General features: G+C 64.6%; 18 protein-coding genes. 14 read left to right on the top strand and 4 right to left on the bottom strand.

Annotated elements, in window-relative coordinates; translation table 11 throughout:
* Positions 1 to 58: 58 nt before the first annotated feature.
* On the bottom strand, positions 59 to 2,329 hold the full coding sequence (locus tag ACZ1JC_RS26245; protein ID WP_465137366.1) for a TonB-dependent receptor: 2,271 nt from the start codon (positions 2,327 to 2,329) through the stop codon (positions 59 to 61).
* Positions 2,330 to 2,644: 315 nt separating this feature from the next.
* On the opposite strand from ACZ1JC_RS26245, the gene ACZ1JC_RS26240 reads away from it, so the two are divergent.
* Complete coding sequence (locus tag ACZ1JC_RS26240; protein ID WP_465137367.1) at positions 2,645 to 4,516, top strand: hypothetical protein; 1,872 nt, start codon at positions 2,645 to 2,647, stop codon at positions 4,514 to 4,516.
* Between the two features lie 216 nt (positions 4,517 to 4,732).
* Here ACZ1JC_RS26240 and ACZ1JC_RS26235 read toward each other — a convergent pair whose 3' ends face one another.
* On the bottom strand, positions 4,733 to 5,482 hold the full coding sequence (locus tag ACZ1JC_RS26235; RefSeq protein ID WP_465137368.1) for a dienelactone hydrolase family protein: 750 nt from the start codon (positions 5,480 to 5,482) through the stop codon (positions 4,733 to 4,735).
* 236 nt (positions 5,483 to 5,718) lie between these two features.
* Entirely contained in the window at positions 5,719 to 6,966 is a 1,248-nt protein-coding gene (locus tag ACZ1JC_RS26230) for a LysR family transcriptional regulator (protein ID WP_465137369.1), read from the bottom strand.
* A 451-nt stretch (positions 6,967 to 7,417) separates the two neighbouring features.
* Between ACZ1JC_RS26230 and ACZ1JC_RS26225 the strand changes: the two genes are divergently transcribed.
* From ACZ1JC_RS26225 to ACZ1JC_RS26185, 9 genes are all read left to right on the top strand, one after another.
* Positions 7,418 to 8,407, top strand: a complete 990-nt coding sequence (locus ACZ1JC_RS26225; RefSeq protein ID WP_465137370.1) for an ABC transporter substrate-binding protein — start codon at positions 7,418 to 7,420, stop codon at positions 8,405 to 8,407.
* Positions 8,408 to 8,593: 186 nt separating this feature from the next.
* Complete coding sequence (locus ACZ1JC_RS26220) at positions 8,594 to 9,619, top strand: amidohydrolase family protein (protein WP_395393560.1); 1,026 nt, start codon at positions 8,594 to 8,596, stop codon at positions 9,617 to 9,619.
* Between the two features lie 244 nt (positions 9,620 to 9,863).
* A complete protein-coding gene (locus tag ACZ1JC_RS26215; protein ID WP_465137371.1) occupies positions 9,864 to 10,718 on the top strand; it encodes an amidohydrolase family protein in 855 nt (284 codons plus the stop codon).
* 44 nt (positions 10,719 to 10,762) lie between these two features.
* Positions 10,763 to 12,061 (top strand): MFS transporter, encoded by a 1,299-nt coding sequence (locus ACZ1JC_RS26210; RefSeq protein ID WP_465137372.1) that lies wholly within the window; start codon positions 10,763 to 10,765, stop codon positions 12,059 to 12,061.
* A gap of 133 nt (positions 12,062 to 12,194) precedes the next feature.
* Positions 12,195 to 13,193, top strand: a complete 999-nt coding sequence (locus ACZ1JC_RS26205; protein ID WP_465137373.1) for a DODA-type extradiol aromatic ring-opening family dioxygenase — start codon at positions 12,195 to 12,197, stop codon at positions 13,191 to 13,193.
* A gap of 324 nt (positions 13,194 to 13,517) precedes the next feature.
* Positions 13,518 to 14,375, top strand: a complete 858-nt coding sequence (locus ACZ1JC_RS26200; protein ID WP_465137374.1) for an HpcH/HpaI aldolase family protein — start codon at positions 13,518 to 13,520, stop codon at positions 14,373 to 14,375.
* Positions 14,376 to 14,377: 2 nt separating this feature from the next.
* Positions 14,378 to 15,931, top strand: coding sequence for an acetolactate synthase large subunit (locus tag ACZ1JC_RS26195; RefSeq protein ID WP_465137375.1), 1,554 nt, complete (start codon positions 14,378 to 14,380; stop codon positions 15,929 to 15,931).
* 17 nt (positions 15,932 to 15,948) lie between these two features.
* Positions 15,949 to 16,842, top strand: coding sequence for a substrate-binding domain-containing protein (locus tag ACZ1JC_RS26190; RefSeq protein WP_465137376.1), 894 nt, complete (start codon positions 15,949 to 15,951; stop codon positions 16,840 to 16,842).
* Between the two features lie 41 nt (positions 16,843 to 16,883).
* A complete protein-coding gene (locus ACZ1JC_RS26185) occupies positions 16,884 to 17,603 on the top strand; it encodes a siderophore-interacting protein (RefSeq protein ID WP_465137377.1) in 720 nt (239 codons plus the stop codon).
* Between the two features lie 219 nt (positions 17,604 to 17,822).
* Here ACZ1JC_RS26185 and ACZ1JC_RS26180 read toward each other — a convergent pair whose 3' ends face one another.
* Complete coding sequence (locus ACZ1JC_RS26180) at positions 17,823 to 18,872, bottom strand: Leu/Phe/Val dehydrogenase (protein ID WP_465137378.1); 1,050 nt, start codon at positions 18,870 to 18,872, stop codon at positions 17,823 to 17,825.
* A 132-nt stretch (positions 18,873 to 19,004) separates the two neighbouring features.
* Here ACZ1JC_RS26180 and ACZ1JC_RS26175 point away from each other — a divergent pair, with 132 nt between their 5' ends.
* The 4 genes from ACZ1JC_RS26175 to ACZ1JC_RS26160 all read left to right on the top strand — a co-directional run bounded on the left by ACZ1JC_RS26175 (position 19,005) and on the right by ACZ1JC_RS26160 (position 22,355).
* On the top strand, positions 19,005 to 19,478 hold the full coding sequence (locus ACZ1JC_RS26175) for an Lrp/AsnC family transcriptional regulator (protein WP_465137379.1): 474 nt from the start codon (positions 19,005 to 19,007) through the stop codon (positions 19,476 to 19,478).
* A 108-nt stretch (positions 19,479 to 19,586) separates the two neighbouring features.
* Positions 19,587 to 20,207 carry a TetR/AcrR family transcriptional regulator gene (locus tag ACZ1JC_RS26170; protein WP_465137380.1) on the top strand — a complete coding sequence of 207 codons (621 nt, stop codon included), beginning with the start codon at positions 19,587 to 19,589 and terminating at the stop codon, positions 20,205 to 20,207.
* Between the two features lie 457 nt (positions 20,208 to 20,664).
* Positions 20,665 to 21,078 (top strand): hypothetical protein, encoded by a 414-nt coding sequence (locus ACZ1JC_RS26165; protein WP_465137381.1) that lies wholly within the window; start codon positions 20,665 to 20,667, stop codon positions 21,076 to 21,078.
* Complete coding sequence (locus ACZ1JC_RS26160; protein WP_465137382.1) at positions 21,075 to 22,355, top strand: efflux RND transporter periplasmic adaptor subunit; 1,281 nt, start codon at positions 21,075 to 21,077, stop codon at positions 22,353 to 22,355. The genes ACZ1JC_RS26165 and ACZ1JC_RS26160 overlap by 4 nt, the downstream gene beginning before the upstream one ends.
* The last annotated feature ends 21 nt before the right edge of the window (positions 22,356 to 22,376 follow it).

Below are 22,376 nucleotides of genomic sequence, written 5' to 3'. Positions count from 1 at the left end.
AAAAATGGCCGGAGTCCTGGGACTCCGGCCATGAGGGTGGATCCTGTAGCGGGCTCGATCAGAAATCGAACCCTGCGGTGACGCCGTACGTGCGCGGCGCGGCATACGTACCGTTGTCGCCGCTGTTGGTGGCGCCGATCTGGCTCCAGTAGAAGGCGTTGGTCAGGTTCTTGCCCCAGAGGCGCACGAACAGGTTGTCGTTCGTGGAGTGCCAGGTGAGCGAGGCGTCTGCCGTATTGTACGAACCCTGCTTCACGCGCTCGTCCGGCGAACCGACGAAGCCCGAGTTGTAGTAATAGTTGCCCGCCAGCGTGAAGCGGCCGATCCCGGTTTCCAGATCGTAGGAACCGCCCAGGCTGGCCGTGAAGGTGGGCGTGTTCTGCAGCTTGTTGCCGGTGGCGCTGCCGATCAGCAGGCAGTTGCCGCCCAGCTGCGTGAACGGATTGCCCAGCGTGCCCAGGCAGGACTGGCCCGGCGGGATCGTGAAGCCGGCAGGCAGCGGATAGGGCGTGGTGATCACGGCCGTATCGAAGTCGGTATAGCGGGCGTGGGTCCAGTTCAGACCGCCGAACAGGCGGAACGCGCTGGTAACGCGCCAGGTCAGGTCGGCGTCGAGGCCGTAAATCTCTGCCGCATTGGCATTGTAAACCGTCTGCGCGCCGGAGATGACCTGCATCACCTGGATGTTCTTCTCGTCATAATAATAGCCCGCGACGTTCAGGCGCACCTTGCGGTCGAACAGGTCGGACTTGATGCCCACTTCAAAGGCATCGACCTGCTCGGGCTTCAGCAGCACGATCGGCGTGGACTGGGTGATGTAGGTACCGCCACGGAAGCCACGGTTGTAGCTGGCGTAGGCCAGCAGTTCGGGCGAGAAGCGATGATCGAGCGACAGGCGCCAGGTCAGCTTGTTGAAAGTGTGGCTTTCCGACGGGATCGTGGTGACGGTGGTCACGCCCGAGGGCGGGACATTGCCGTTGAACTGCGTCACCGTGGCATCCAGCGAACGATGATCGCTGGTGAAGCGCAGGCCCGCCGTCAGGTTGGTGCTCTCGCCGAAAGTGTAGGTGCCTTCCGCGAAGCCGGCGTAGGAGTCCAGCTTGACCGAGTTGTCGTCCTGCGAATAGCCGTTGTTGCCGAAGGTGAAGAGGCCGGTGGTGCGCGAACCGTCGTTGCCGGCGTTGTCGTGCATGTAGAAGCCGCCCAGCACCCACTTGAACGGGCCGCCGTCCTTCGAGATCAGGTTCACTTCCTGGGTGAACTGCTTGTCGAACTGGTGATTGTCCACGATGATGCGCGGCGCAGTGGTGCCGTCCGGGTCGAAGTTGTAGCTGAACTTCGAATGGCGATAGGCGGTGATGGATTTCAGCGTGGCGAAGCCCATGTCCTGCTCGATCGTCAGGCTGGTGCCCCAGGCGCGGGTGGACATCTTGGGATCGACATCGGCCAGAATGTCGCGGTGCGGATCGCCGCCCAGCGCGGTGATCGCGGCAGGCACGTTCACCCCCAGCGCGTTGAGGCCGAAGTTGCGGAATGCCGGCGCGGCGGCGTCACGGCCGTTGAAATCGCCCGACAGTAGCACCTTGGTGCCCTCTGTCGGCTGCCACAGTAGCTTGCCGCGGCCGCCCCACGACTTCGAAGTCTGGATGTCGTTGCCGGTGTAGAGGTTCTTGCCGAACCCGTCCTGCTGATTGTCGTACTGACCCGAAAGGCTGATCGCGACCGTCTTGGTCAACCCGCCCGAAACATAGGCGGCGGTGTGGATCGTGTCGTAGTTGCCGTAGCCGATTTCGGCTTTGCCGTTCCAGTCGAAGTCCGGACCCAGCGTGGTGGTCTGGATCAGGCCGCCGGTGGCGTTGCGGCCGAACAGCGTGCCCTGCGGCCCCTTCAGCACGGCCACCTGATCGGTGTCGTACATCGACTGGAGAATGCCGAAAGAGGCGCCGTAGTATACGCCGTCGACATAGACCGCGACCGGGTTTTCGATGCTGGGGCCCTGGCCGGTGGCGCCGATGCCGCGAATGCGCGGCAGGCCGATGCCGCCGGTGCCGGTGGTGATGTTGAGCGCGGGTACGGCGGCCTTGAGGTCCAGCGTGCTCTGCACGCCCGCGCTGCGCAGCTGTTCGTTACTCAGCGCGGTGATCGCGATCGGCACGTCCTGGGCCGACTGGTCGCGCTTCTGGGCGGTGACGATGATCTCCTCTACGCCGCCGCTGTTGGCCTGATCGCCGCTGGCCTGCGCAAGGGCAAGCTGCGGCAGCAGCGCCATGGCGGCCGCTCCCCCAAGCAGCATATGGCGCAGGTTTACGGATGTGGTCTGATGTCTCATCGCTTCCTCCCAGTTCCCGGCCTCATCCGTGCCGGTGCGATATATCCCCTCCGCTCCTGCGGGCCGTCGTTTTATCTTGGCGCGTGCAAGGCTTGCCTGCTGGGCAGTAGCGGTATGCCGTCGATGTAGTTCGGGAAGCGTGCAAGGTGGCTATAGGCACTTGCGCCGCGCCGATAACTTCAACGACAGCCATGATGCATTGCCCGGGGCGCTGTCCTATTGAGAGCCTCTGCACAGGAACCGGGCCGTTCAGCCCGCGCCAGGAATTGCGAAGCCCCCAAACGGCAACCTGGGAAATGCAGGGAGAGTTCGAAAGTGAAACGTAGAGATTTCCTGGCCGCGGTTCCGGCCTCGGTGCTGCTCAGCCAGGTCGGCATCGCCAAGCCGGTGCCGACGAAGAAGGGCGTGATGATGATGAACCGCATCGCGCCTTCGGTGTCCGAACTGTACGTCGCCGGTCTTGACGGCGCGGGTGAGCGCAAGGTGCTGGCGGAAAGCACTTACGACTATAACGCGCGCCTTTCGCGCGATGGTGCGCGCATGGCCTTCACCTCTGAACGTCTGGGGGATGGCAATTCCAGCCTGTTCGTTGCCAAGGGTGACGGTACGGGCGCCAAGGCGATCGCGGGTGGCTCCAGCGTGGACGATGCCGCCGCCATCTCGCCGGACGGCAAGTGGCTGGCCTTCGTTTCCACCCGCAACGGCTACAAGGCCAATGTCTGGGTGATGGACCTTGCGAACGGCAAGGTGAAGCAGCTGACCGGCGTGGGCGAAGTGAAGGGCAATCCGGACAGCCCGGACTGCTATTTCCGCCCGGCCTGGTCGCCCGACGGCAAGTGGATCGCCTTTTCCAGCGACACCAACACCAGCTGGCGCGGCCATGACGAGAATCGCGGCTGGGAACACACGCAGGAACTGGCGATCTACAAGATCCGTCCGGATGGCACCGGCTTTGCCAAAGTCTCCGCGCGCAAGAACTGGTGCCAGGGTTCGCCTTCGTGGTCGCCCGATGGCAAGCGCATCGTCTTCTACGAACTGACCACCGAGGCCACCTGGGGCGCCCGTCGTCCCGAATGGATCGGCCGCGTGGATTCGCAGATCGTCTCGGTCGACGTGGAGACCGGCGCACGTATCGAACATACGCGCGGCGCCAACCTCAAGGTCTCGCCGCAATACGTGACGCAGGACGAGATCGGCTACGTCGTGAAGGGCGGCCCGGACGAGGGTATCGCCTACACCTCGGGCCGCCCCGGCTTCAAGCGCAAGGGCCTGCGTTCCCCGCACTGGACCGCCGATGGCAACACGGTGATGTACGAAGTGCAGGAATTCCGCCCGGTCCGCCCGCTGGACAAGCCGCTCTACAGCTGGGATCCGGAATACGACTATCGCTTCATGGACGTGTTCCCGATCCTCTCCAATCAGGGGATGCTGGCCTTTACCGAGAAGCAGACCGGCACATCCTCCATCGTCACCTGCAAGCCCGACGGGTCGCAACGTCGCGTGGTGTTCGACAATACCAAGTCCGGTCTCAATGTGGAGATGGTGAAGAAGGGCCTTGCCGGCGCCTTCCAGCCCTGCTGGTCGCCCGATGGCGAGTGGCTGGCCTTCGGCGTCGGCACCTGGTTCGCCGAACGCAGCTATGCCAAGGCGGTGGTCGTGCGCGTGCGCAAGGACGGCAGCGACCTTGAAGTGCTGACCGACGGCACCGTGCATTCCGGCTTCCCCAGCTTCTCGCACGACGGCAAGGAACTGGTGTTCCGCGTCTGGGGCCAGAGCGAGGAACGCGGCCTGCGCGTGATGAACCTGGAAACCAAGCAGGTGCGCGTGTTGACCGAACAGTTGGACAACCTGCCCGGCTGGTCGCCCGACGGCCAGCGCATCGTCTTCACCCGCAAGGTGGATGACAAGGACTATCAGGTCTGCACCATCCGCCCGGACGGATCGGACTACCGCGAACTCACCACCAGCAAGGCCAGCGATGGCCACGCCGTGTGGTCGCCGGACGGACGCATCATGTGGTCCGGCTCCGAACACGGCTTCCGGGATGAGGCCGCGCTCTACGACAATACGTTCCAGCAATATGGCCAGATTTACATCATGGACGCGGACGGCGGGAACAAGCGCCTGCTGACAGACAGTAAGTGGGAGGACTCGATGCCTCTTTACATTGACAAGTCTTTGATCTGAAAAAGCTCTCTCCCCCTCTGACGGGGTGAACCTTGAGGGAGGATGGCCACTGGCCGTCCTCCCTTTTTTCGTGGCGGGGCGCTGGTTCCCGAACAATCCCCGTCATTGCGAGGAGGCGAAGCCGACGCGGCAATCCAGCGCAGCGTAACCCGCCCTGGATTGCTTCGCTCCGCTCGCAACGACGAAAGGGGGAGGGGCAGCAGTGAGGGCTTTCCCTCAGCTTTGCTTGAGTGCGCTGCCCAGGAACGGCACCAGCGTCTGCCAGTGGTGCTCGGCCTCGGCGAGGTCGTGGACGGCGGTGTCGCGGGGCACCCAGCCGTGCTTGGCGGGATAGGTTTCGACCACGTGATCGATGCCGGCACCCGCAAGCGCGGCGGTGAGGGTGGCCTTCTGATCCTCGGTGAAATTGGCATCCTCGATAGCGCCGCCGATGTAGACCTTTGCCCTGATCTGCTGGGCGAGGAGGTGCGGGCTGCCCGGCTTGTCATTGGCGAGCCCGCCGCCGTGATAGCTGGCGATGGCGGCGATCCGTTCCGGGAAAGTAGCCGCCGCGATCAGCGCAAGGCGGCCGCCCATGCAATAGCCGACCACGCCGATGGGGCCGCTCGCCGCTTCGGGTGCGGCGTCGATGGCGGCGATCAGGGCTTCGGTATCGGCCATGACCGCCTTGGGCGTGGCGGTCGCCATGAATTTCTCCCGATGGGCTTCGCGCAGGGTGGGGTTGGTGAAGACCACTTTGGGATCGACCGGGGCGTAAGGGCCGGCGCGGTAGAACAGGTCGGGCAGGAACACCGCATAGCCAGACGCAGCAAGGCGTGCGGCGATTTCGTGGACGGCGGGGCGGATGCCGGGGCCGTCCATGTAGAGGATCACGGGCGGGAAGGGGCCGCCGGTTTCTGGATAGTGCAGGGTTACGGGGCAGGTGCCGTCGGGCGTCGGGACGGTCAGTTCGCGGGTTAGGGTCATCGCTTGTCTCCTTTGACGAGCGATTTGACCATGCGCGGCGTGGGTGGGTGATTGGAGTTCGGTTAGGTTCTATCGAAAGGGCGTCGCGGGCTCAGTTCCTCCCCTGCAAGGGGAGGGGGACCACCCGAAGGGTGGTGGAGGGGTGTCAGCCTCTCAGCGGCGTACTACCGAACCGGTTACACCCCTCCGTCAGCGCTACGCGCTGCCACCTCCCCTTGCAGGGGAGGACAGCAACCTCACCCCACCTGCCGCAGCGGGGTCGGCGGGGCGCAGACATGCGCGCGGATCACGTCGATGAAGGCGGATTGCACCGGCGTAGGCATCCAGTCCTCACGCGTAGTGATCCCGATGGCGGGCACCGCCTCGATCTGCCCGCAATGGAGCGTGCGCAGGCCTTCCTCATGCGTCAGCTCGTAGGTGGTCATCAGCGTCAAGCGGTCCGACCGCTTAAGCAAGTGGCGAATGATCGGCAGCGCGCACGTGGCAACATGGGTTTGCGGGCCCTTGGTACCTTCGAAGATCCGGTCGAAGCAGGCGCGGCGGCTGGAGCCGGGGGTACCGGTGATCCAGTCGTAGGCCATCAGTTCCTCTACCGAGACCTTGCCGGCACGGGCGAGCGGGTGGCCGGCGCGCGCCACCACGGCATAGGGCGTTTCGATCAGCGGCTCGCAGACCAGGCCCGGCGCCACTTCCTCGGGCAGCAGGCCGACCACGAAATCCACTTCGCCCGCGCGCAGGCACTTGGTCATTTCGACGGCGCTTTCGTTCATGATCCGGATGTCGGCGCTGGGGTACTTTTCCAGGAACTGGTCCAGCACCGATGCCAGCAACACGCTGCCGCCGAAGGGCATGGCACCGATCACGATGGGAGTGCTGGTGCCATCCAGCGCGGCGTCGATTTCCGCCACGCCCCATTCGATTTCCTGCAGCGCCAGCTTGATCATCTGGCCCAGCTTGATCCCCTGCGGGCTGACCAGCATTCCGGCGGCGGTGCGATAGAACAGCGAGACGCGCAAGTTCCCCTGCAAGTCGCGCGCGGCGCGCTGGAGCGAGGCGGCGGAAATGTCGAAGCTGTCGCTCGCCTGTTCGAACGATCCGTGTTCCATCACGCCGACCAAGGTGCGCAGTTGCGACCGGGTGAGGCGGTTGACGATGGCGCGGGCGCCGTCGGCATTCACGGCGGCGCCGATCTCGATCACCGCGCGCTCGGTCTGTTCGAAGAAGCGCTTCACGCGGGCATGGAACACCATGCCGAATTCGTTGAGGTAACTGCCGCTGGCGCGCCGGTCGACCAGCGTGGCGCCAAGCTGCGCTTCCATCTTGGCCAGGGCCTGGGTGACGGCGGGCTGCGACAGGCTGCATGCCTCCGACGCGCGGCGCACCGACTTGAGATCGCCGATCGCCTCGAACAGGCGAAGCTGGCGGAAGCTCAGGCTCTGGGCGCGCTCGGCACCCGGGGTCTTGTGACTCGTTTCGTTGGCCATGTTCAGGTCCTCTCTCCACTCCGGACCTAGCGCAAAATTTATCGGGTCTGCAACGGGCCGGGCTATCACCCCAGCCTTCGCGGTTGCGACATGATGTGGCGATGGTGGGCGATCGGTCGATTTTGGACTTGGCGAAAAAGCGCAGTAATACAGCCATTTTATCCACGAATTGCCATCGTCATGGCGGAGTCCGCACTGCGTCATCCTGCGACAGTCCTGCCTGCGAACCTATTGCGCGCAGCGCTGGATTTATAGGGCTGGCGGCATAAATTCTATCACTTGGCGGGCCGTGAAAGCGGTGAGCCTCTATAAATTGTGCGCTCGTGCCGACCGGTTCGGATGGGGGCTGCGTTGACTTGGAACCGGGCCGGGCGCTTTTCGCGGGGCAACCGGCATCGGACGTTGAGCAGACGTCGATAGCCATGTTTACTCATCCCTGAGGAGAGCGACCTTGAGCCAGAAAGTCCGCCTGAAGTTGGCGATTGCCGACCATCCGCACACCGCCGCGATCCGCGACGGCAGCATCGAGATCGAAGGCGTCGACGCCGAATTCGTGACGGTGAAGCCCCAGATCGGCGCATTCCGCCGCATGGTCCGCGATCTTGAGTTCGACGTCTGCGAACTGGCACCCACGACGTACATCATCGCCCGCGCCTATGGCCGCCCGTTCAAGGCGCTGCCGATCTTCGTGGTGCGCCGCTTCCACCACGGCGGCATGCTGGTGAAGCCGGATTCGGGCATCCGCCACCCCAAGGATCTTGAAGGCAAGAAAGTCGGCGTGCGCGCCTACTCGGTCACCACCGGCGTGTGGATCCGTCAGGTCTTCATCGACGAATACGGCATGGACAACGACAAGGTCACCTGGATCGTCGACGACGAGGAGCACGTGACGCAGCTTCAGCTTCCCACCAACGTGCAGCACGCGCCCGAAGGTCGCTCGCTGGCCGACATGATGGCGGCGGACGAGATTCAGGCCGGTGTCGAAGCCGCTGCCGGCATCGGCCGCACCGGCGCGCCGACTGGTGGCTGGCAGGAAGTCGACACCAGCGAATACGTCGACCTGATCCCCAATGCGGCCGAGGCCGAGGCGGAATACTATGCCCGCACCGGCGTCTATCCGATGCACGGCACCATCGTCGTCAAGGACGAGATTCTTGAGCAGCACCCGTGGATCGCGCGTTCGCTGAACGATGCCTTCACCCGCGCCAAGGACGAGTGGCTGGCCAAGCTCAATTCGGGTGAGGCGACCGGCAAGGGCGCGGACAAGTACCGTGCGCTGCAGGACATCGTCGGCGCTGACCCGCTGCCCTACGGCATCGAGGAAAACCGCGCGACCATCGAGGCGCTGGAGCAGACCGCCTTCAAGCAGGGCCTGACACCGCGCCGCATGACGATGGAAGAACTGTTCGTCGATCCCGCCAAGGCGCCGGTGCGCGTTTAAGCTGATGCCGCAATAATCACTTCGTCGTCCCCGCGAAGGCGGGGATCCCGCTTGTTTTTCTGGTCTCGCGCTGTGGGCGAAAGGAAGCGGGGCCCCCGCCTTCGCGGGGGCGACGGGGTGAGGTTGGCATAAGATTTTGAGTTTCGAACCCGTGTTGCTCGGGCAGAAAATTCCACGGAGAATCCCATGATTATCGACTGTCACGGTCACTTCACGACGGTCCCCAAGCACTTCCGCGAATGGCGCAGTGCGCAAGTCGCGGCGGCGGACGACGTGGCGAATGCGCCGCTCGTTGCCGACGCGCATGTCAGCGACGACCAGATCCGCGAAGGCATCGAAGGCGGCCAGCTCAAGCTCCAGCAGGAGCGCGGCAGCGACCTTACCCTGTTCTCGCCGATCGCCGGCCTGATGAGCCACCACCTCGGCAACGAGCGCACGAGCCTTGAGTGGGCGAGCGTCTCCAACGACCTCGTCTACCGCGTTACCGAGATGTACCCGGACAACTTCGTGCCGGTTGCCATGCTGCCGCAGAGCCCGGGCGCCCCGCCGAAGAACTCGATCCCCGAGCTTCGCCGGGTGGTGGAAGAACTGGGCTTCGTGGGCGTCAACGTGAACCCCGACCCCACCGGCGGCTACTGGACCGGCAAGCCCTTCACCGACAAGGAATGGTATCCGCTGTTCGAAGCGATGTGCGATCTGGACGTGCCGGGCATGGTCCACGTTGCCGCATCGTGCAATCCGAACTTCCACGGCACCGGCGCGCACTATCTGAACGCCGATACCTCGGTGTTCATGCAGATCCTGCAGAGCGACCTGTTCAAGGACTTCCCGACGCTGCGGCTCGTTATCCCGCACGGCGGCGGCGCGGTGCCATACCACTGGGGCCGTTATCGCGGCATGTCGCTGGAGATGATGGATCGTCCGCTGGAAGGGCTGCTGGACAACATCTACTTCGACACTTGCGTCTATCACCATCCCGGTGTCGAACTGCTGACCAAGGTGGTGCCGACTTCGAACGTGCTGTTCGGTTCGGAAATGATCGGCGCGGTGCGTGGCACTGATCCCAACACCGGCCACTATTTCGATGACACCAAGCGCTACGTCGATGCCTGCGAGGCGCTGTCGGATGACGACCGTTTCGCGATCTACGAAGGCAATGCCCGCAAGGTCTATCCGCGCCTCGACGCGCGGCTGAAGGCCAAGGGGCTTTAACAATACCGTCGTCCCGGACTTGATCCGGGACCGCTGGCAATTCTTTAGGCGCTTGCTCGCGAGCAAGGTGCGGTTCGGCCAGCGATCCCGGATCGAGTCCGGGATGACGAATTTGGCAGCGGCGGAAGTTATGCCTCACGGCTGACAATCAACTCCCGCCGCCGCCGCCCACCCCGCACATTGACAGCAACCAGAACAGAGCCCCGGCAGCGCGATGCACGCTTCCGGCAGCGGAGACAGGTGCATGACGTCCAAGTTTGTCGATATCCATCCCCACGTCATTTCCGACGACGAAGGAGCCTATCCGCCGGCGCCGTTGTTCGGAAAGCGGTCCGACTGGTCACAGGAGCGGCCCAGCACCGTAGAGACGCTGATCGCCTCGATGGATGAAGCCGGCGTTGCCAAGGCCGCGGTCGTCCATTCCTCCACCACTTACGGCTTCGACAACAGCTACGTCGTCGATGCGTGTAACCGCTATTCGGACCGTCTCATCGCGGTGGGTTCGGTGGACGTTCTGGCGCCCGACGCCGTGGAGACGATCCGTTCGTGGGTGGACAAGGGCCTCAAGGGGTTGAGGGTGTTCACCGGCGGTTCGACCAAGGAATTCGATCCCAGCGAACTCGACGATCCGCGCGCCTATCCGGCGTGGGAACTGCTGGGTGACCTCGGCCTCACCATGTGTATCCAGACCGGCCCGGTCGGCCTTGCCGCGGTGACCGCGCTGGCGGGGCGCTTCCCGAATGTGCCGATCATCCTCGACCATCTCGGCCGTCCCGATGTGACCGACGGCGCGCCTTACGCGAATGCGCAGAGCCTGTTCGACCTTGCGCCGATCGAGAGCATCTATCTGAAGCTGACGCCGCGCATCATGGGCGATTCGACGAAGGGTGATGCCACCCCGGAGACGCTGTTCCCCAAGCTGGTGGAGGTGTTCGGCGCGCAGCGCATGGCCTGGGGTTCGAACTATCCGACTTCGCCCGGCACGCTGGCCGAGATCAAGGCGACTGCAGAAAGCCGCCTGGCTTCGCTGACGGATGCCGACCGCGAATGGATCTTCGCTAAGACGGCGCAGAAACTCTACCCCGCTCTGGACGACTAAGCGCCAGACGCGACAATAGGTGACATAAAGTGGAGAGAGACGAGATGGACAAGGCACTCGAACGGGGCGGGGCAGGCAGGGCGGCGAATACAGCCGCACCGGCAAGCGCGGCCGCCTGGGCGGTGCTGCTGCTGCTGGCGCTGGGCGTGATGATCGCCTTCGTCGACCGCACCAGCATCTCGTCGGCTCTCGCCGATGCGCCGTTCATCCAGCACTTCGGCATGACCGACATCGACCGGGGCTGGGTGAACGCGGCGTTCTTCTGGTCCTATGGCCTGATCCAGATTCCGGCTGGCTGGCTGGTCGACCGCTACGGCGTGAAGACGCCCTACACGATCTGCTTCGTGCTGTGGTGCCTGGCGACGGCGGTGACGGGCCTGATCTCGACGCTATTCGCGCTGGTTCTGATGCGCGTCATCGTCGGCGCGGCGGAGGCGGTGGTGATGCCCGCCAGTTATCGCTGGATCCGCAACAACTTCAAGGAAGGGCAGAGCGGCACCGCCGTCGGTATCTTCGCGATGGGCAACAAGTTCGGCCCCGCCATCGGCGCGCCGATCGCAGCATGGCTGATCACCGCCTACGACTGGCGCGTGATGTTCATCGCCACCGGCGCGGTCGGCCTGATCTGGCTGCTGCCGTGGATGTTCCTCGTGAAGAACGACCTGCCGCGCCGCGAGGATATGGCCGCGATCAAACGCAAGGCGTCGTCGGTCACGTTCGCCAGCATCCTGTCCAGTCCGCTGGTCTGGGGCACGCTGGTGGTGAACTTCTGCTACGGCTATTTCACCTTCTTCTGCATGACCTGGATGCCCAGCTATCTGGTCGAGGAACGCGGGCTGAGCCTTGAGAAATCCGGCCTGTTCACCTTCTTCAGCTTTGCCGGCATCGCCATTGTCGCGGTCATTGCCGGATGGCTGGCGGACAAGATGATCGCACGGGGCGGGGATCCGGTGTTCGTGCGCAAGGCTTTCGTGATCGCCGGTTTCATCGGGGCCTGTACGGTGCTTTTGGGGGCCAAGGCGGACTCGCTGAACGCGGCGCTGTTCTGGAACGTGTTCTCGCTCTCGTTCCTGGGCCTTGCCACCGCCAACAACCTTGCGCTCTGCCGTCTGACCTTGATCCCGGCGCCTGCCGTGGGCCTTGTCACCGGCGTGCAGCAGGTGGCGACCAGCCTAGCCGGCGGCGTCGCGGCAAGCCTTTCGGGCTGGTTGCTCCATGTCTCGGGCAGTTACGATCTGCCGATGATGGTGATCTTCGTCTTCCTGGTGATCGGCGCGCTGACCACCTGGCTGGTGCTGCGCCCGGAGTGGGCGCCGAAGATTTCGCTCGCAGCAGGCGAGTGAGCTACGCTCCGGGGGATGCCAACCCGTGGGGGCGGGTTGCATCACCCGGAGCGTAGATTGGATTGGCCGCGTGGGCGGCGGCTCCCTAGTGCTGCGACAGGTTCGCAACAGATTTTGACTGAAAGAGGATGCAATGGCGCAGATCGTATTCGGCATGGCCGTTCCGCACAGCGGGATGCTGGGTCAGGCCCCCGAGGACTGGCTGAACAACGGCGATCGCGACCGCAAGAACCCGGAACTCTGGTATCGCAATCGCACCTGGACCTACCCGGAACTGGAGGCTGAACGCGGCGCCGCTTTTGCCCCGTTCCTGACGCTTGAGGAGCGTACCGAGCGTGCCACCCGCTGCCGCGCCGCGCTGGATGAGATGGCAGAGGCCTACAAGCGCGCCAAGGTCGATGTCGCCATCGTGCTGGGCAAGGACCAGAAGGAAATCTGGCCCGACCAGTCGCCGTCGATCACCATCTACACCGGCGAAGACGTGCACAACGGCCCGCCGCAGCGCCCGGTCTATGCGCCCGATCATCATGTCGTGCATCAGGCCTATCCGGACTTCGCGACGTATCTGATCAAGACGTTCCAGGAACAGAACTTCGATCTCAACGATCTGCAGAAGTGGCCGCAGAACACCTGGATGGAATCGCGGCAGGGCTACGCGCCGGACTATCCGGTGGTCCCGCATGCCTACAGCTTCGTCTATCACCAGATCATGGGCGACGATGTGCCGCGCCATGTGCCGGTGCTGTTCAACCTGTTCTACCCGCCGACGCAGCCTTCGATGGCGCGCTGCATCGAATTCGGCCGCGTGCTGCGCGAGGCGATCGAGGCCTGGCCGGAAGACGTGCGCGTGGCGGTGATCGCCAGCGGCGGCCTATCGCACTTCGTCAACGACGAGGAGTTCGATCGCGACGTGATGGAGAAGCTGGCCAGCTATGACTACGAGGGCCTCGCGGCGATCCCGGACGGCTATTACCAGTCGGGCACGAGCGAGGTGAAGATCTACTCGATCGTGATGATGGCTCTCCAGCACACCGGCGCGAAGATGACCTTGGTGGACTACGTGCCCTGCTGGCGCACGGAGGCCGGCACGGGCGAGGGCATGGGCTTCATGTACTGGCAGCCGGAGGAGTAGAGCCGGCGTGATCAGTACTCCCTCCATTGCGTACTGATCACTGATCCCTCGTCGCCCCCGCGAAGGCGGGGGCCCCGCTTGCTTCTGCGACCTCTCGTGTGGCGCAAGATAAGCGGGATCCCCGCCTTCGCGGGGATGACGGATTTGTTTATTGGGCCGTGGGAGCATTTTCTCGCGGGCTGACGGGAGAGTGAGGGATCTCTCCCGGGCAGGTTCCAAAACGGACCTGCCGGTTTTTCGATGGCGGCGGTCGCCGGATCAATCGCGCGATGCCGCCCGGGACGAGGTACGGGCAGAGCAAGCTCGAAAGGAAAGATCCAAGCAATGACCCAGACGCGCCTCAACGGCATCATCCGCGCTCTCGAAGCCGGCAAGCCCGCTTTCACCTGCTTCTCGAAGGTCGACAAGCTGACCGCGCAGGAACTGACCGATGCCCCCTATGACGGCGTGGTCTTCGAGATGGAGCACAATCCCTACGACGTCGCGGCGCTGGGCGACGCGCTGCAGTACATGCTGAGCCGCAAGAAGATCGCCGAAAGCGGTTCGGTCGCGCCTTCGGTCACGCCCATCGCGCGCATCCCGGCGAACGGCGGCGAGATGAACCAGTTTCAGGCCAAGCAGGTGCTGGATCGCGGCGTCTACGGCGTGATCACCCCGCACGTTTCGACCGTGGAGCAGGCTTACAACATGGTCGCTTCCGCTCGCTATGCGAAGCCGACCGGTGCCGCGCTCTACGAGCCCAAGGGCATTCGCGGCGACGGCCCGGCCACGGCCGCGCGCTATTGGGGCCTGTCGCAGCCGGAATACTACGCCAAGGCCGACGTCTGGCCGCTGGCCCCGCATGGCGAGCTGCTGGTGGGCATGATGTGCGAGAGCCCCGAGGCGATCGAGAACCTCGACGACATTCTCGCCAACGTACCCGGCATCGGTCTGGTGCTGATCGGTGAGGGCGATCTTTCGCAGGCGCTCGGCTACCCGCGCCAGTACGACCACCCCGAAGTGGTCAGCGCGATGAACAAGATCGTCGAGGTCTGCAAGAAGCACAACGTCGTCGTCGGCAACCCGCACACCAATGCCAAGAATGTCGAGCGTCTGATCGGCGAAGGCTACCGCTTCCTGATGTCCGCGCCGACGCGCAGCTACGGCGTGGTCGGTCAGGGCCGCGAACTGGCGGGGTACTGACCATGGCCAATGGTGCAGAAACCCTCGTCAACACGCTGGTCGACAACGGTGTGGAGGTTTGCTTCGCGAACCCCGGCACTTCGGAAATGCACTTCCTGGCGGCGCTCGACAATCCGCGCATGAAGTCGGTGCTGTGCCTTTACGAAGGCGTCTGCACCGGCGCGGCGGATGGCTGGTACCGGATGAAGGACGTGCCGGCATCGACCCTGCTGCATCTGGGGCCGGGCCTCGCCAACGGCCTGTCCAACATCCACAACGCCAAGCGCGCCTCGTCCGGCATGGTCAACATCGTCGGCGAGCACTCGGCATCGCACCTGAAGTACGATCCGCCGCTGACCTCCGACATCGAAGGGCTGGCCCGTCCGCTCAGCCACTGGGTGCGCCGCGCCGAATCCGCGACGACCATCGCCTGGGATACGGCCACCGCCTGCGCCAAGGCCAGCGAGCATCCCGGCCAGATCGCCACGCTGATCCTGCCCGGTGACACCGCGTGGAAGGACGCCGGCACCCCGGTCGTGCCGCAGGGCCTGGGCCGCGCCCGCCCCGCGCCCGATCAGGCGCGCGTGGACGAAGTGGCCAAGGTGCTGCGCTCGGGCGAGCCCACGCTGCTGATCCTCGGCAACAAGGCCACGCGCGGCCGTGCGCTGGACCTCGCTGGCGTCGTGGCGGCGGGCACCGGTTGCCGCCTCGGCTCGCAGTTCTTCACCGCGCGTATCGAGCGCGGCACGGGGCGCACGCCGCTGGAGCGCATTCCCTACGCAGTGCCGCTGGGGCAAGCCTTCCTCAAGGACTTCAAGCACATCGTCACGCTGGAGACCAAGGAACCGGTCGCGTTCTTCGCCTATCCGGACAAGCCCAGCCTGTTGAAGGCGCCGGGTACCGTGGTCCACTCGCTGGTCGCGGATGATGAGGACAGCGCGCTCGGCCTCGAAATGCTGATCGACGCGCTGGGCCTGAAGGGCGCTCTGCCGCAGGTGCAGGAACGGATCGAGGCAGCGGCGCCCACCGGCGCGCTCAATCCCGAAAGCATCGCGCAGGCCCTGTCCGCCGCGCTGCCGGATAATGCGATCCTCGTCGACGAGTCCCTGACCACCGGCCGCCAGACCATGGGCCTGACGATGGGCGCGCGTCCGCATGACCTGATCAACAACATGGGCGGTTCGATCGGCTACGGCACCCCCGTCGCCACTGGCGCCGCAATGGCCTGCCCGGATCGGCGGACCTTCTGCATGGTGGGCGACGGCTCGGCCATGTACACGATCCAGTCGCTCTGGACGCAGGCGCGCGAAGGACTGCCGATCACCACGATCATCTTCGCGAACAACCAGTACGCGATCCTCAAGGCCGAATACACCAACATGGGAGCGGGGCAGCAGCCCGGCCCGCAGGCCATGGCGATGATCGATATCGACCGCCCGACCATCGACTGGGTCGCCATGGCGAAGTCCATGGGCGTGCCCGGCGTGCAGGTCGACAATGCCGAGGACTTCCACAAGGCGATGGCCCGCTCCGCGGAGATGGACGGCCCCTGCCTGATCGAAGTCAAGCTCTACTGATCGGGAGAAGGAAAACCATGACCATGACCGAAGTGCTGACGTTAAAGGCCAACGTACAGGACTATCCGCAGACCAAGGCGCTGAAGGACGGGCGCGTTTCGTCCGATATCGTTGCCCTCGATTTCTGCGGGCCGGAAAAGGCGCACAACGGCTTCAAGGCCATGCTGCGCGAGAATGCCTTCGATTGCGGCGAACTGGCGATCGTCACCTGCCTTCAAGCGAAGATCTACGGCAAGCCGTTCGTGCTGCTGCCGGTGCCGATCTCGGGCCGTTTCCAGCACCACTGTGCAGGCTTCAACCGCGAGCTGGGCCACCTCGATCCCAAGGATATCGAGGGCAAGCAGGTCGGCGTGCGCACCTATGCGCAGACCACCGGCCTCTGGGTGCGCGGCGTGCTGCAGCATGAATACGGCGTCGATCTCGACAAGGTGACGTGGATGACCGTGGGCGACGGCCACCTCCTCGAATACACCGACCCCGCAAACTGCGTGCGCCTGCCCAAGGGTTCGGACATCGGCCAGATGATGCTGGACGGTGAACTGGCAGCGACGCTTCAGGGCGTCGATCTGCCCAAGGATCCGCGCGTGGAACGGTTGATCCCCGATCCCTTCAACGCCGCCAAGGACTGGTTCGCGCGCGAAGGCGTGGTGCCGATCAACCACATGTTCGTGGTGCATCAGGACCTGACGAAGACCCGCCCCGACGTGGTGCGCGAACTCTACCGCATGGTGGTGGAAAGCCGCGATCTTACCGAAGGCGGCCTGCCCGATCCGTTCCCGCCGGTCGGCCTTGAGGCCAATCGCAAGGGGATCGAGCTTGCCATCGACTGGGCCTTCGAGCAGAAGATCATCCCCCACAAGATCACTGTCGACGAGCTTTTCGACGACGTGACGGCAAGCCTCGGAGCCTGACCCTGAGCGAAGAACAGCAAGCCCGCCATTCGGTTCAACGCGTGCGCCGGGAAATCCGGCGGCGCAGCCTTACGGTCAGCCGGGTCGAGCCTTTGGGCTCGGCCATGCTGCGGGTCTGGCTGGAGGGGGACGATCTCGCCGATTTCGAAAGCGGATCGCCCGATGATCATATCAAGCTGTTCTTCGCCGTCGAGGGCGCTGGCCCTGACCAAAAGCCGGAGATGCGCGACTATACGCCGCGCCTGTTCGACACCGCCGCGCGCACGCTGGCCATCGATTTCGCGCTGCATGAGCCGGCCGGCCCCGCCACGGCGTGGGCCAAGGCGGCCATGCCCGGCGACGTGCTCAATATCGGCGGCCCGCGTGGGTCGGCAGTGGTGACCGACGATTTCGACTGGTATCTGCTGATTGGCGACGAGACCGCGATCCCGCAGTTCTCCCGCCGGATCGAGGAACTGCGCCCCGGTGTTCCCGTCACCGCGCTGGTTTCGGTTGCGCCGGGAATCGAGCGTGCGCCGGTTCCCGAGCGGGAAGGGCTGAACTGGGTCTGGGTGGAACACGATGGCCACGGCGAAGACGCCGCGCCGCTGCTCGCCGCGCTGGACGATGCCGGGCTGCCGGAAGGCGAGGGCTATGCGTGGATTGCGGCGGAAGCGGCAGTGGCGCAGACCATTCGCGCCAAGCTGACCGACGAGATGGGCCATCCGTTGGGATGGTTGCGCTCGTCCGGTTATTGGACGGTCGGCGAAGCGCAGGGCTGAGCGACGGTCTGGCCAACGCACGGCCCCGGCTAACCCCCAACCTGACACCACCTTACTCCGTCATCCCCGCGAAGGCGGGGATCCCGCTTGTTCTTGGCGGCGGGGAGCAAGGAAGCGGGGCCCCCGCCTTCGCGGGGGCGACGAAGTGTGTTTGGGGAGGTTGGTCTATAAGGCCAAAGGTGTTGGGGCAGGGCACGCAGCCCCGCCCCAAACTCCAACTTACGCTTCGACCAGACGGCCGCGAGCGACCAGCTTCTGGGCCATTTCGTCGGCGACGACATGGCTCGGACGGCCTTCGCTTTCGGCGGTGGCGAGGATCTCGCCCAGACGCTCGGCGATCAGGTCGATGCGGCCGCCAACCTGGTCTTCGGTCTCACCCAGATATTCGGCCACCACGTTGATGATGCCGCCCGCGTTGACCACATAGTCCGGTGCATAAGCGATGCCGCGCGCGGCCAGACGTTCGCCGTCCAGTTCGGTGGCCAGCTGGTTGTTGGCGCCGCCGCAGATCAGGCGGGCACGCAGCACGGGGATGCTGACTTCGTTCAACACCGCGCCCAGCGCGCAAGGGGCGAAGATTTCGGCTTCGGCAGCCAGAATTTCGTCAGCGGAGACCACGCGGCCACCGAACTTCGCGGCCAGCGCTTCGGCACGGGCCGGATCGGCGTCGGCGAGCACCAGCTTGGCGCCGGCTTCATGCAGCAGTTCGGCAAGGTGCGAACCGACATTGCCGGTGCCCTGAAGCGCCACGGTCAGCCCGCGCACATCCGAACCGAAGGTCACGCGCGAGGCGGCCTGCATTGACTTGAAGATGCCCAGCGCGGTCCAGGGCGAGGGGTCGCCACCGGCAAAGCCCGGCTTCTTGTCGAGACCGGCCACGTGGCGGGTTTCCTCGGCAATGGCGCGCATGTCGGCGATGGTGGTGCCGACGTCTTCCGCCGTCACGTACTGACCGCCCAGCTTTTCGACCGCGCGGCCGAAGGTGCGGAACATGGCGGCGCGATCGAACGCACCTTCGGGACGCTGAAGCACGGCCTTGCCGCCGCCGAAGGGCAGGCCGGCAATGGCGTTCTTGTAAGTCATGCCGCGGGCAAGGCGCAGGGCGTCGGTCGCCAGCGCATCCTGATCGGCATAGCTCCAGAAACGGCAGCCGCCCGCCGCCGGGCCAAGCGACGTGGAATGAATGGCAATCACGCCCTTCGCGCCGCTTTCGGGGTCGTCGATTACCACGAACTGTTCGCCCAGTTCGCAATCCACCGTGTTCACCATCTCGTCTTCGTCCTCACTTTGGGGGAGCCTGGGAAATAGCAGTGTTTGGCCTGATAAAAATTGCGATTTTGGCGCCACTGGCGCTATGTATGGCGTTATCTATTCGCTGATCGTGAAATTTTGGAATTGAATATGTCAGACGGGCTCGACGAGTACGAAAAGAAGATCCTTGCGATTCTCCAGGTGGACGCCTCCCGATCCTCGGCCGATATCGCGCAGGAAGTTGGCCTGTCGCAGGCGCCGTGCTGGCGCCGCATCCAGCGGTTGAAGGACGAAGGCTACATCCGCAGTGAAGTCTGCGTGCTCGATCGGCGCAAGATCGGCCTGCGCGCGCAAGTCTTCGCGCAAGTGAAGCTGACCGCGCATGGCCGGGCCAACTTGTCGCAATTCGCCGATGCCATGAACGCCTTTCCCGAAGTGCTCGATTGCTTCGTGCTGATGGGGGCGGTGGATTTCATGCTGCGCATCGTCACTGAGGATATTGAGGCTTACGAACGGTTTTTCTTCGAAAAACTGTCGCAGGTTCCGGGGGTGCAGGAAGTCAACTCGATGGTCGCGCTGTCCGAGATCAAGTTCACCACCGCGCTGCCGCTCGATCATCTGTAAGGAAGCGTTGCGATGCCGGTGACGACGTGAATTTTCTGTGACTATGAATCACCCTGTCTCGCAACGGCACTGGACGGCGGGGGTGTGGATAACTATATACCGACCGGTATGAAATGCTCCGACTCCATTGTCGCCCCTCGTGGTCGCCCGCGTGAATTCGATCCCGAACAGGCCCTTACCTCGGCTCTGCGCGTGTTCTGGCAGCGCGGCTACGAAGGTGCGTCGATGGCCGAACTGACCGAGGCGATGGGCATCACCAAGCCCAGCCTCTATGCCTGTTTCGGGAACAAGGAGGCGCTTTTCAAGAAGGCGCTCGATCTCTACGAGCGCGACAAGATGGCTTACGTGGGCAAGGCGCTGGAAGCGCCGACCGCGCGCGGCGTGGCGGAACGGCTGCTGAACGGCGCGGTTGCCACCAATTGCGGCGGCAGTGGTACCGATCCGCATGGCTGCCTCAGCGTGATTTCCACCGTGGCCTGCACGATGGAGGATGCCTCCATCCGCGACTTCATCGCCGCGCGCCGCCTAGCCACCGAAGAATCGCTGATCCAGCGCTTCGACCGGGCCAAGGACGAGGGCGATCTGCCGGAGAGCGTCGATCCCCGTTCTTTGGCCCACTGCCTGATGACCGTGCTTCAGGGCATGTCGGTCAAGGCACAGGGCGGTTCCTGCGTGCAGGAAGTGAAGGGCGTGGTGGATACGTTCCTGACCATGTGGCCCAGCAAATAAGGGTCGTTTGAAAATCCGTCGGAAACGGATTTTGGCGGGACCGGCAAGTTCCCGCCACATTTTCAAGCGGAACGCAGGAAAAATGTCATTCACCTGCCGTTCACGCCCTTGAAATTGCTGCGTTGCACCTAATTTTACCGAGCGGTACAGAAAACTGCTTGACGATTTCTGTACCGCTATATATACCAATCGGTACAGAACGAGGTCATAGCCGACTCGCCGTTTAGACGGGAGCACGGGGTCCGAAGTTCCTCCTTCGGCGCCGTCCGACCCCCCGCGGGCGGCTCCACTGAAAAACCAAAATGCAGCCGACGCTGCGGAGCCCTGTCTCCGTGCGGTGTCGGTCTGCGACTGAAGACTTTCCGGTGCCCCTTGCGCCGGAACTCGCCGGCGCGCGCCCTTACCTCCCCCTCCTGTCCCGGGGGCGCGCGTCGGTTTCTTTCCAGGGAGCACAGACATGGCCTTCATCGATTTCTCCGATGCAGCGCACCCGGCGCTGCCCGTCGCAAATTCCAAAGTGGTTCCCATTGCCGCCCGCGCACCGGATGCCGACGGTGGGTTGCTGAGCCGCCTCGAACGCCGCGTCGTCGAACTGGCGCGCGAGGATGGGCTGAAAAGCCTGATCCCGCCGCGCCCGCGCCGCTGGCTGACCCGCCTGATCTTCGGCCCGACGCCGCCCTCCAAGATGCTCGCCAACGAGCAGCTTGAAGCGCTGCGCCAGCTGGCCGTGCAGGCCTGGCACCACGGTTATACCCTGCCGGTCTCGGCGATCCGCGAGGCTCAGGCCGCGGGTCACAGCGAAGCCAAGGTCGGCGCCGTCATCGATTTTATCGGGCGCCTGCGCGCCCCGGTCCGGAGGCTTGCTGCGTGAATGCTCCCGTAAAACTGGAAGAACCGGCCACGGTGTCGTCGCCCATCGGCGACACCGGCCGCAAGCGAGGAAGCGGTCGCCAATTGGCGATCGGTGCCATCGCTCTCGTCGCGGTGGCGGGGCTGGGGTGGAAGGTGTTCCACGAAGCCCCCGCCGATGCCGCGCCGATGCCGCCCGCCATCGTGCAGGCTGCCAATCCGCTGGTGAAGGACGTGACCGAGTGGGACGACTACGTCGGCCGCTTCGCCCCCAGCAAGACCGTTGAAGTGCGCCCGCGTGTATCGGGCGCGGTGACCCAGATCCTGTTCCGCGATGGCGACTATGTGCAGGCCGGGCAGGCGCTGTTCGTCGTCGATCCGCGCCCCTACCGAGCCGCCCTTTCGGAAGCGCAGGCGGACGTCGCTTCGGCCCAGAGCGCACTGGCGCTGGCCCGTTCCGACTATGCCCGCGTTGCCGGGCTTAAGGGGGACGAGGCCATGGCCGCCAGCGAGGTGGACCAGCTCAGTGCCAAGGTTCGCGCCGCCAGCGCGCAGCTTGCCGCCGCGCAGGCCCGCGTTACCCAGCGCGCGCTCGATGTCGAATTCTCCACCGTGCGCGCGCCGATTTCGGGCCGCATCTCTGACCGCCGGGTGGACGTGGGCAACCTCGTCTCCGGAGAGAACGGCACCGGCGCCAGCCTGCTGACCACGATCAACGCGGTCAGCCCGATCTACTTCACCTTCGATGCGTCCGAAGCGCTGTTCCTCAAGACCCAGCGCGAAAAGGCCGAGCACAAGGATGCTGCCAACGTGCAGGTCCGCCTGCAGGACGAGACGCAGTACCGCTGGAACGGCAAGCTGGACTTCACCGACAACGGTCTGGACCCGCGTTCGGGCACGATCCGCGTGCGTGCCGTACTGGATAACAAGGATGGGTTCCTGACGCCGGGCATGTTCGGCAACATGCGTCTGGCCGAAGGCGGCACGGTCAAGGCCATGCTGGTGCCCGACGATGCGATCCAGTCCGACCAGGCCCGCAAGGTGGTGCTGACGGTCGGCAAGGACAGCACCGTTACCGCCAAGCCGGTGGAACTCGGCCCGCTGGTGGACGGTCTGCGCGTGATCCGTTCGGGCCTTGTGCCCAGCGACCGCGTCATCATCTCCAACTATCAGGCGGCCGTTGCCGGCGCCAAGGTCAATACCCGTCGCGGCCAGATTGCGCCCGACGTAAAGGCAGCCGCCGCCGCGGCTGCCGGTCCTGAAACGCCCGCCGCGGCGCAGGCCACCATCGCCCATTGATCCACCCATCAGGGGGGCGGT

It is taken from the genome of Sphingomonas sp. BL-S-28 (assembly GCF_055521515.1).
Note: the sequence above shows the minus strand (reverse complement) of the source record. Positions and strands in the feature narration are given on the sequence as shown.

Bases quoted from the DNA above. Each gene is read 5' to 3' on its own strand.
- ACZ1JC_RS26245 (WP_465137366.1), bottom strand. From the start codon at position 2,329: ATGAGACATCAGACCACATCCGTAAACCTGCGCCATATGCTGCTTGGG.
- ACZ1JC_RS26235 (WP_465137368.1), bottom strand. From the start codon at position 5,482: ATGACCCTAACCCGCGAACTGACCGTCCCGACGCCCGACGGCACCTGC.
- ACZ1JC_RS26230 (WP_465137369.1), bottom strand. From the start codon at position 6,966: ATGGCCAACGAAACGAGTCACAAGACCCCGGGTGCCGAGCGCGCCCAG.
- ACZ1JC_RS26220 (WP_395393560.1), top strand. From the start codon at position 8,594: ATGATTATCGACTGTCACGGTCACTTCACGACGGTCCCCAAGCACTTC.
- ACZ1JC_RS26215 (WP_465137371.1), top strand. From the start codon at position 9,864: ATGACGTCCAAGTTTGTCGATATCCATCCCCACGTCATTTCCGACGAC.
- ACZ1JC_RS26210 (WP_465137372.1), top strand. From the start codon at position 10,763: ATGGACAAGGCACTCGAACGGGGCGGGGCAGGCAGGGCGGCGAATACA.
- ACZ1JC_RS26205 (WP_465137373.1), top strand. From the start codon at position 12,195: ATGGCGCAGATCGTATTCGGCATGGCCGTTCCGCACAGCGGGATGCTG.
- ACZ1JC_RS26200 (WP_465137374.1), top strand. From the start codon at position 13,518: ATGACCCAGACGCGCCTCAACGGCATCATCCGCGCTCTCGAAGCCGGC.
- ACZ1JC_RS26195 (WP_465137375.1), top strand. From the start codon at position 14,378: ATGGCCAATGGTGCAGAAACCCTCGTCAACACGCTGGTCGACAACGGT.
- ACZ1JC_RS26190 (WP_465137376.1), top strand. From the start codon at position 15,949: ATGACCATGACCGAAGTGCTGACGTTAAAGGCCAACGTACAGGACTAT.
- ACZ1JC_RS26180 (WP_465137378.1), bottom strand. From the start codon at position 18,872: ATGGTGAACACGGTGGATTGCGAACTGGGCGAACAGTTCGTGGTAATC.
- ACZ1JC_RS26175 (WP_465137379.1), top strand. From the start codon at position 19,005: ATGTCAGACGGGCTCGACGAGTACGAAAAGAAGATCCTTGCGATTCTC.
- ACZ1JC_RS26170 (WP_465137380.1), top strand. From the start codon at position 19,587: ATGAAATGCTCCGACTCCATTGTCGCCCCTCGTGGTCGCCCGCGTGAA.
- ACZ1JC_RS26165 (WP_465137381.1), top strand. From the start codon at position 20,665: ATGGCCTTCATCGATTTCTCCGATGCAGCGCACCCGGCGCTGCCCGTC.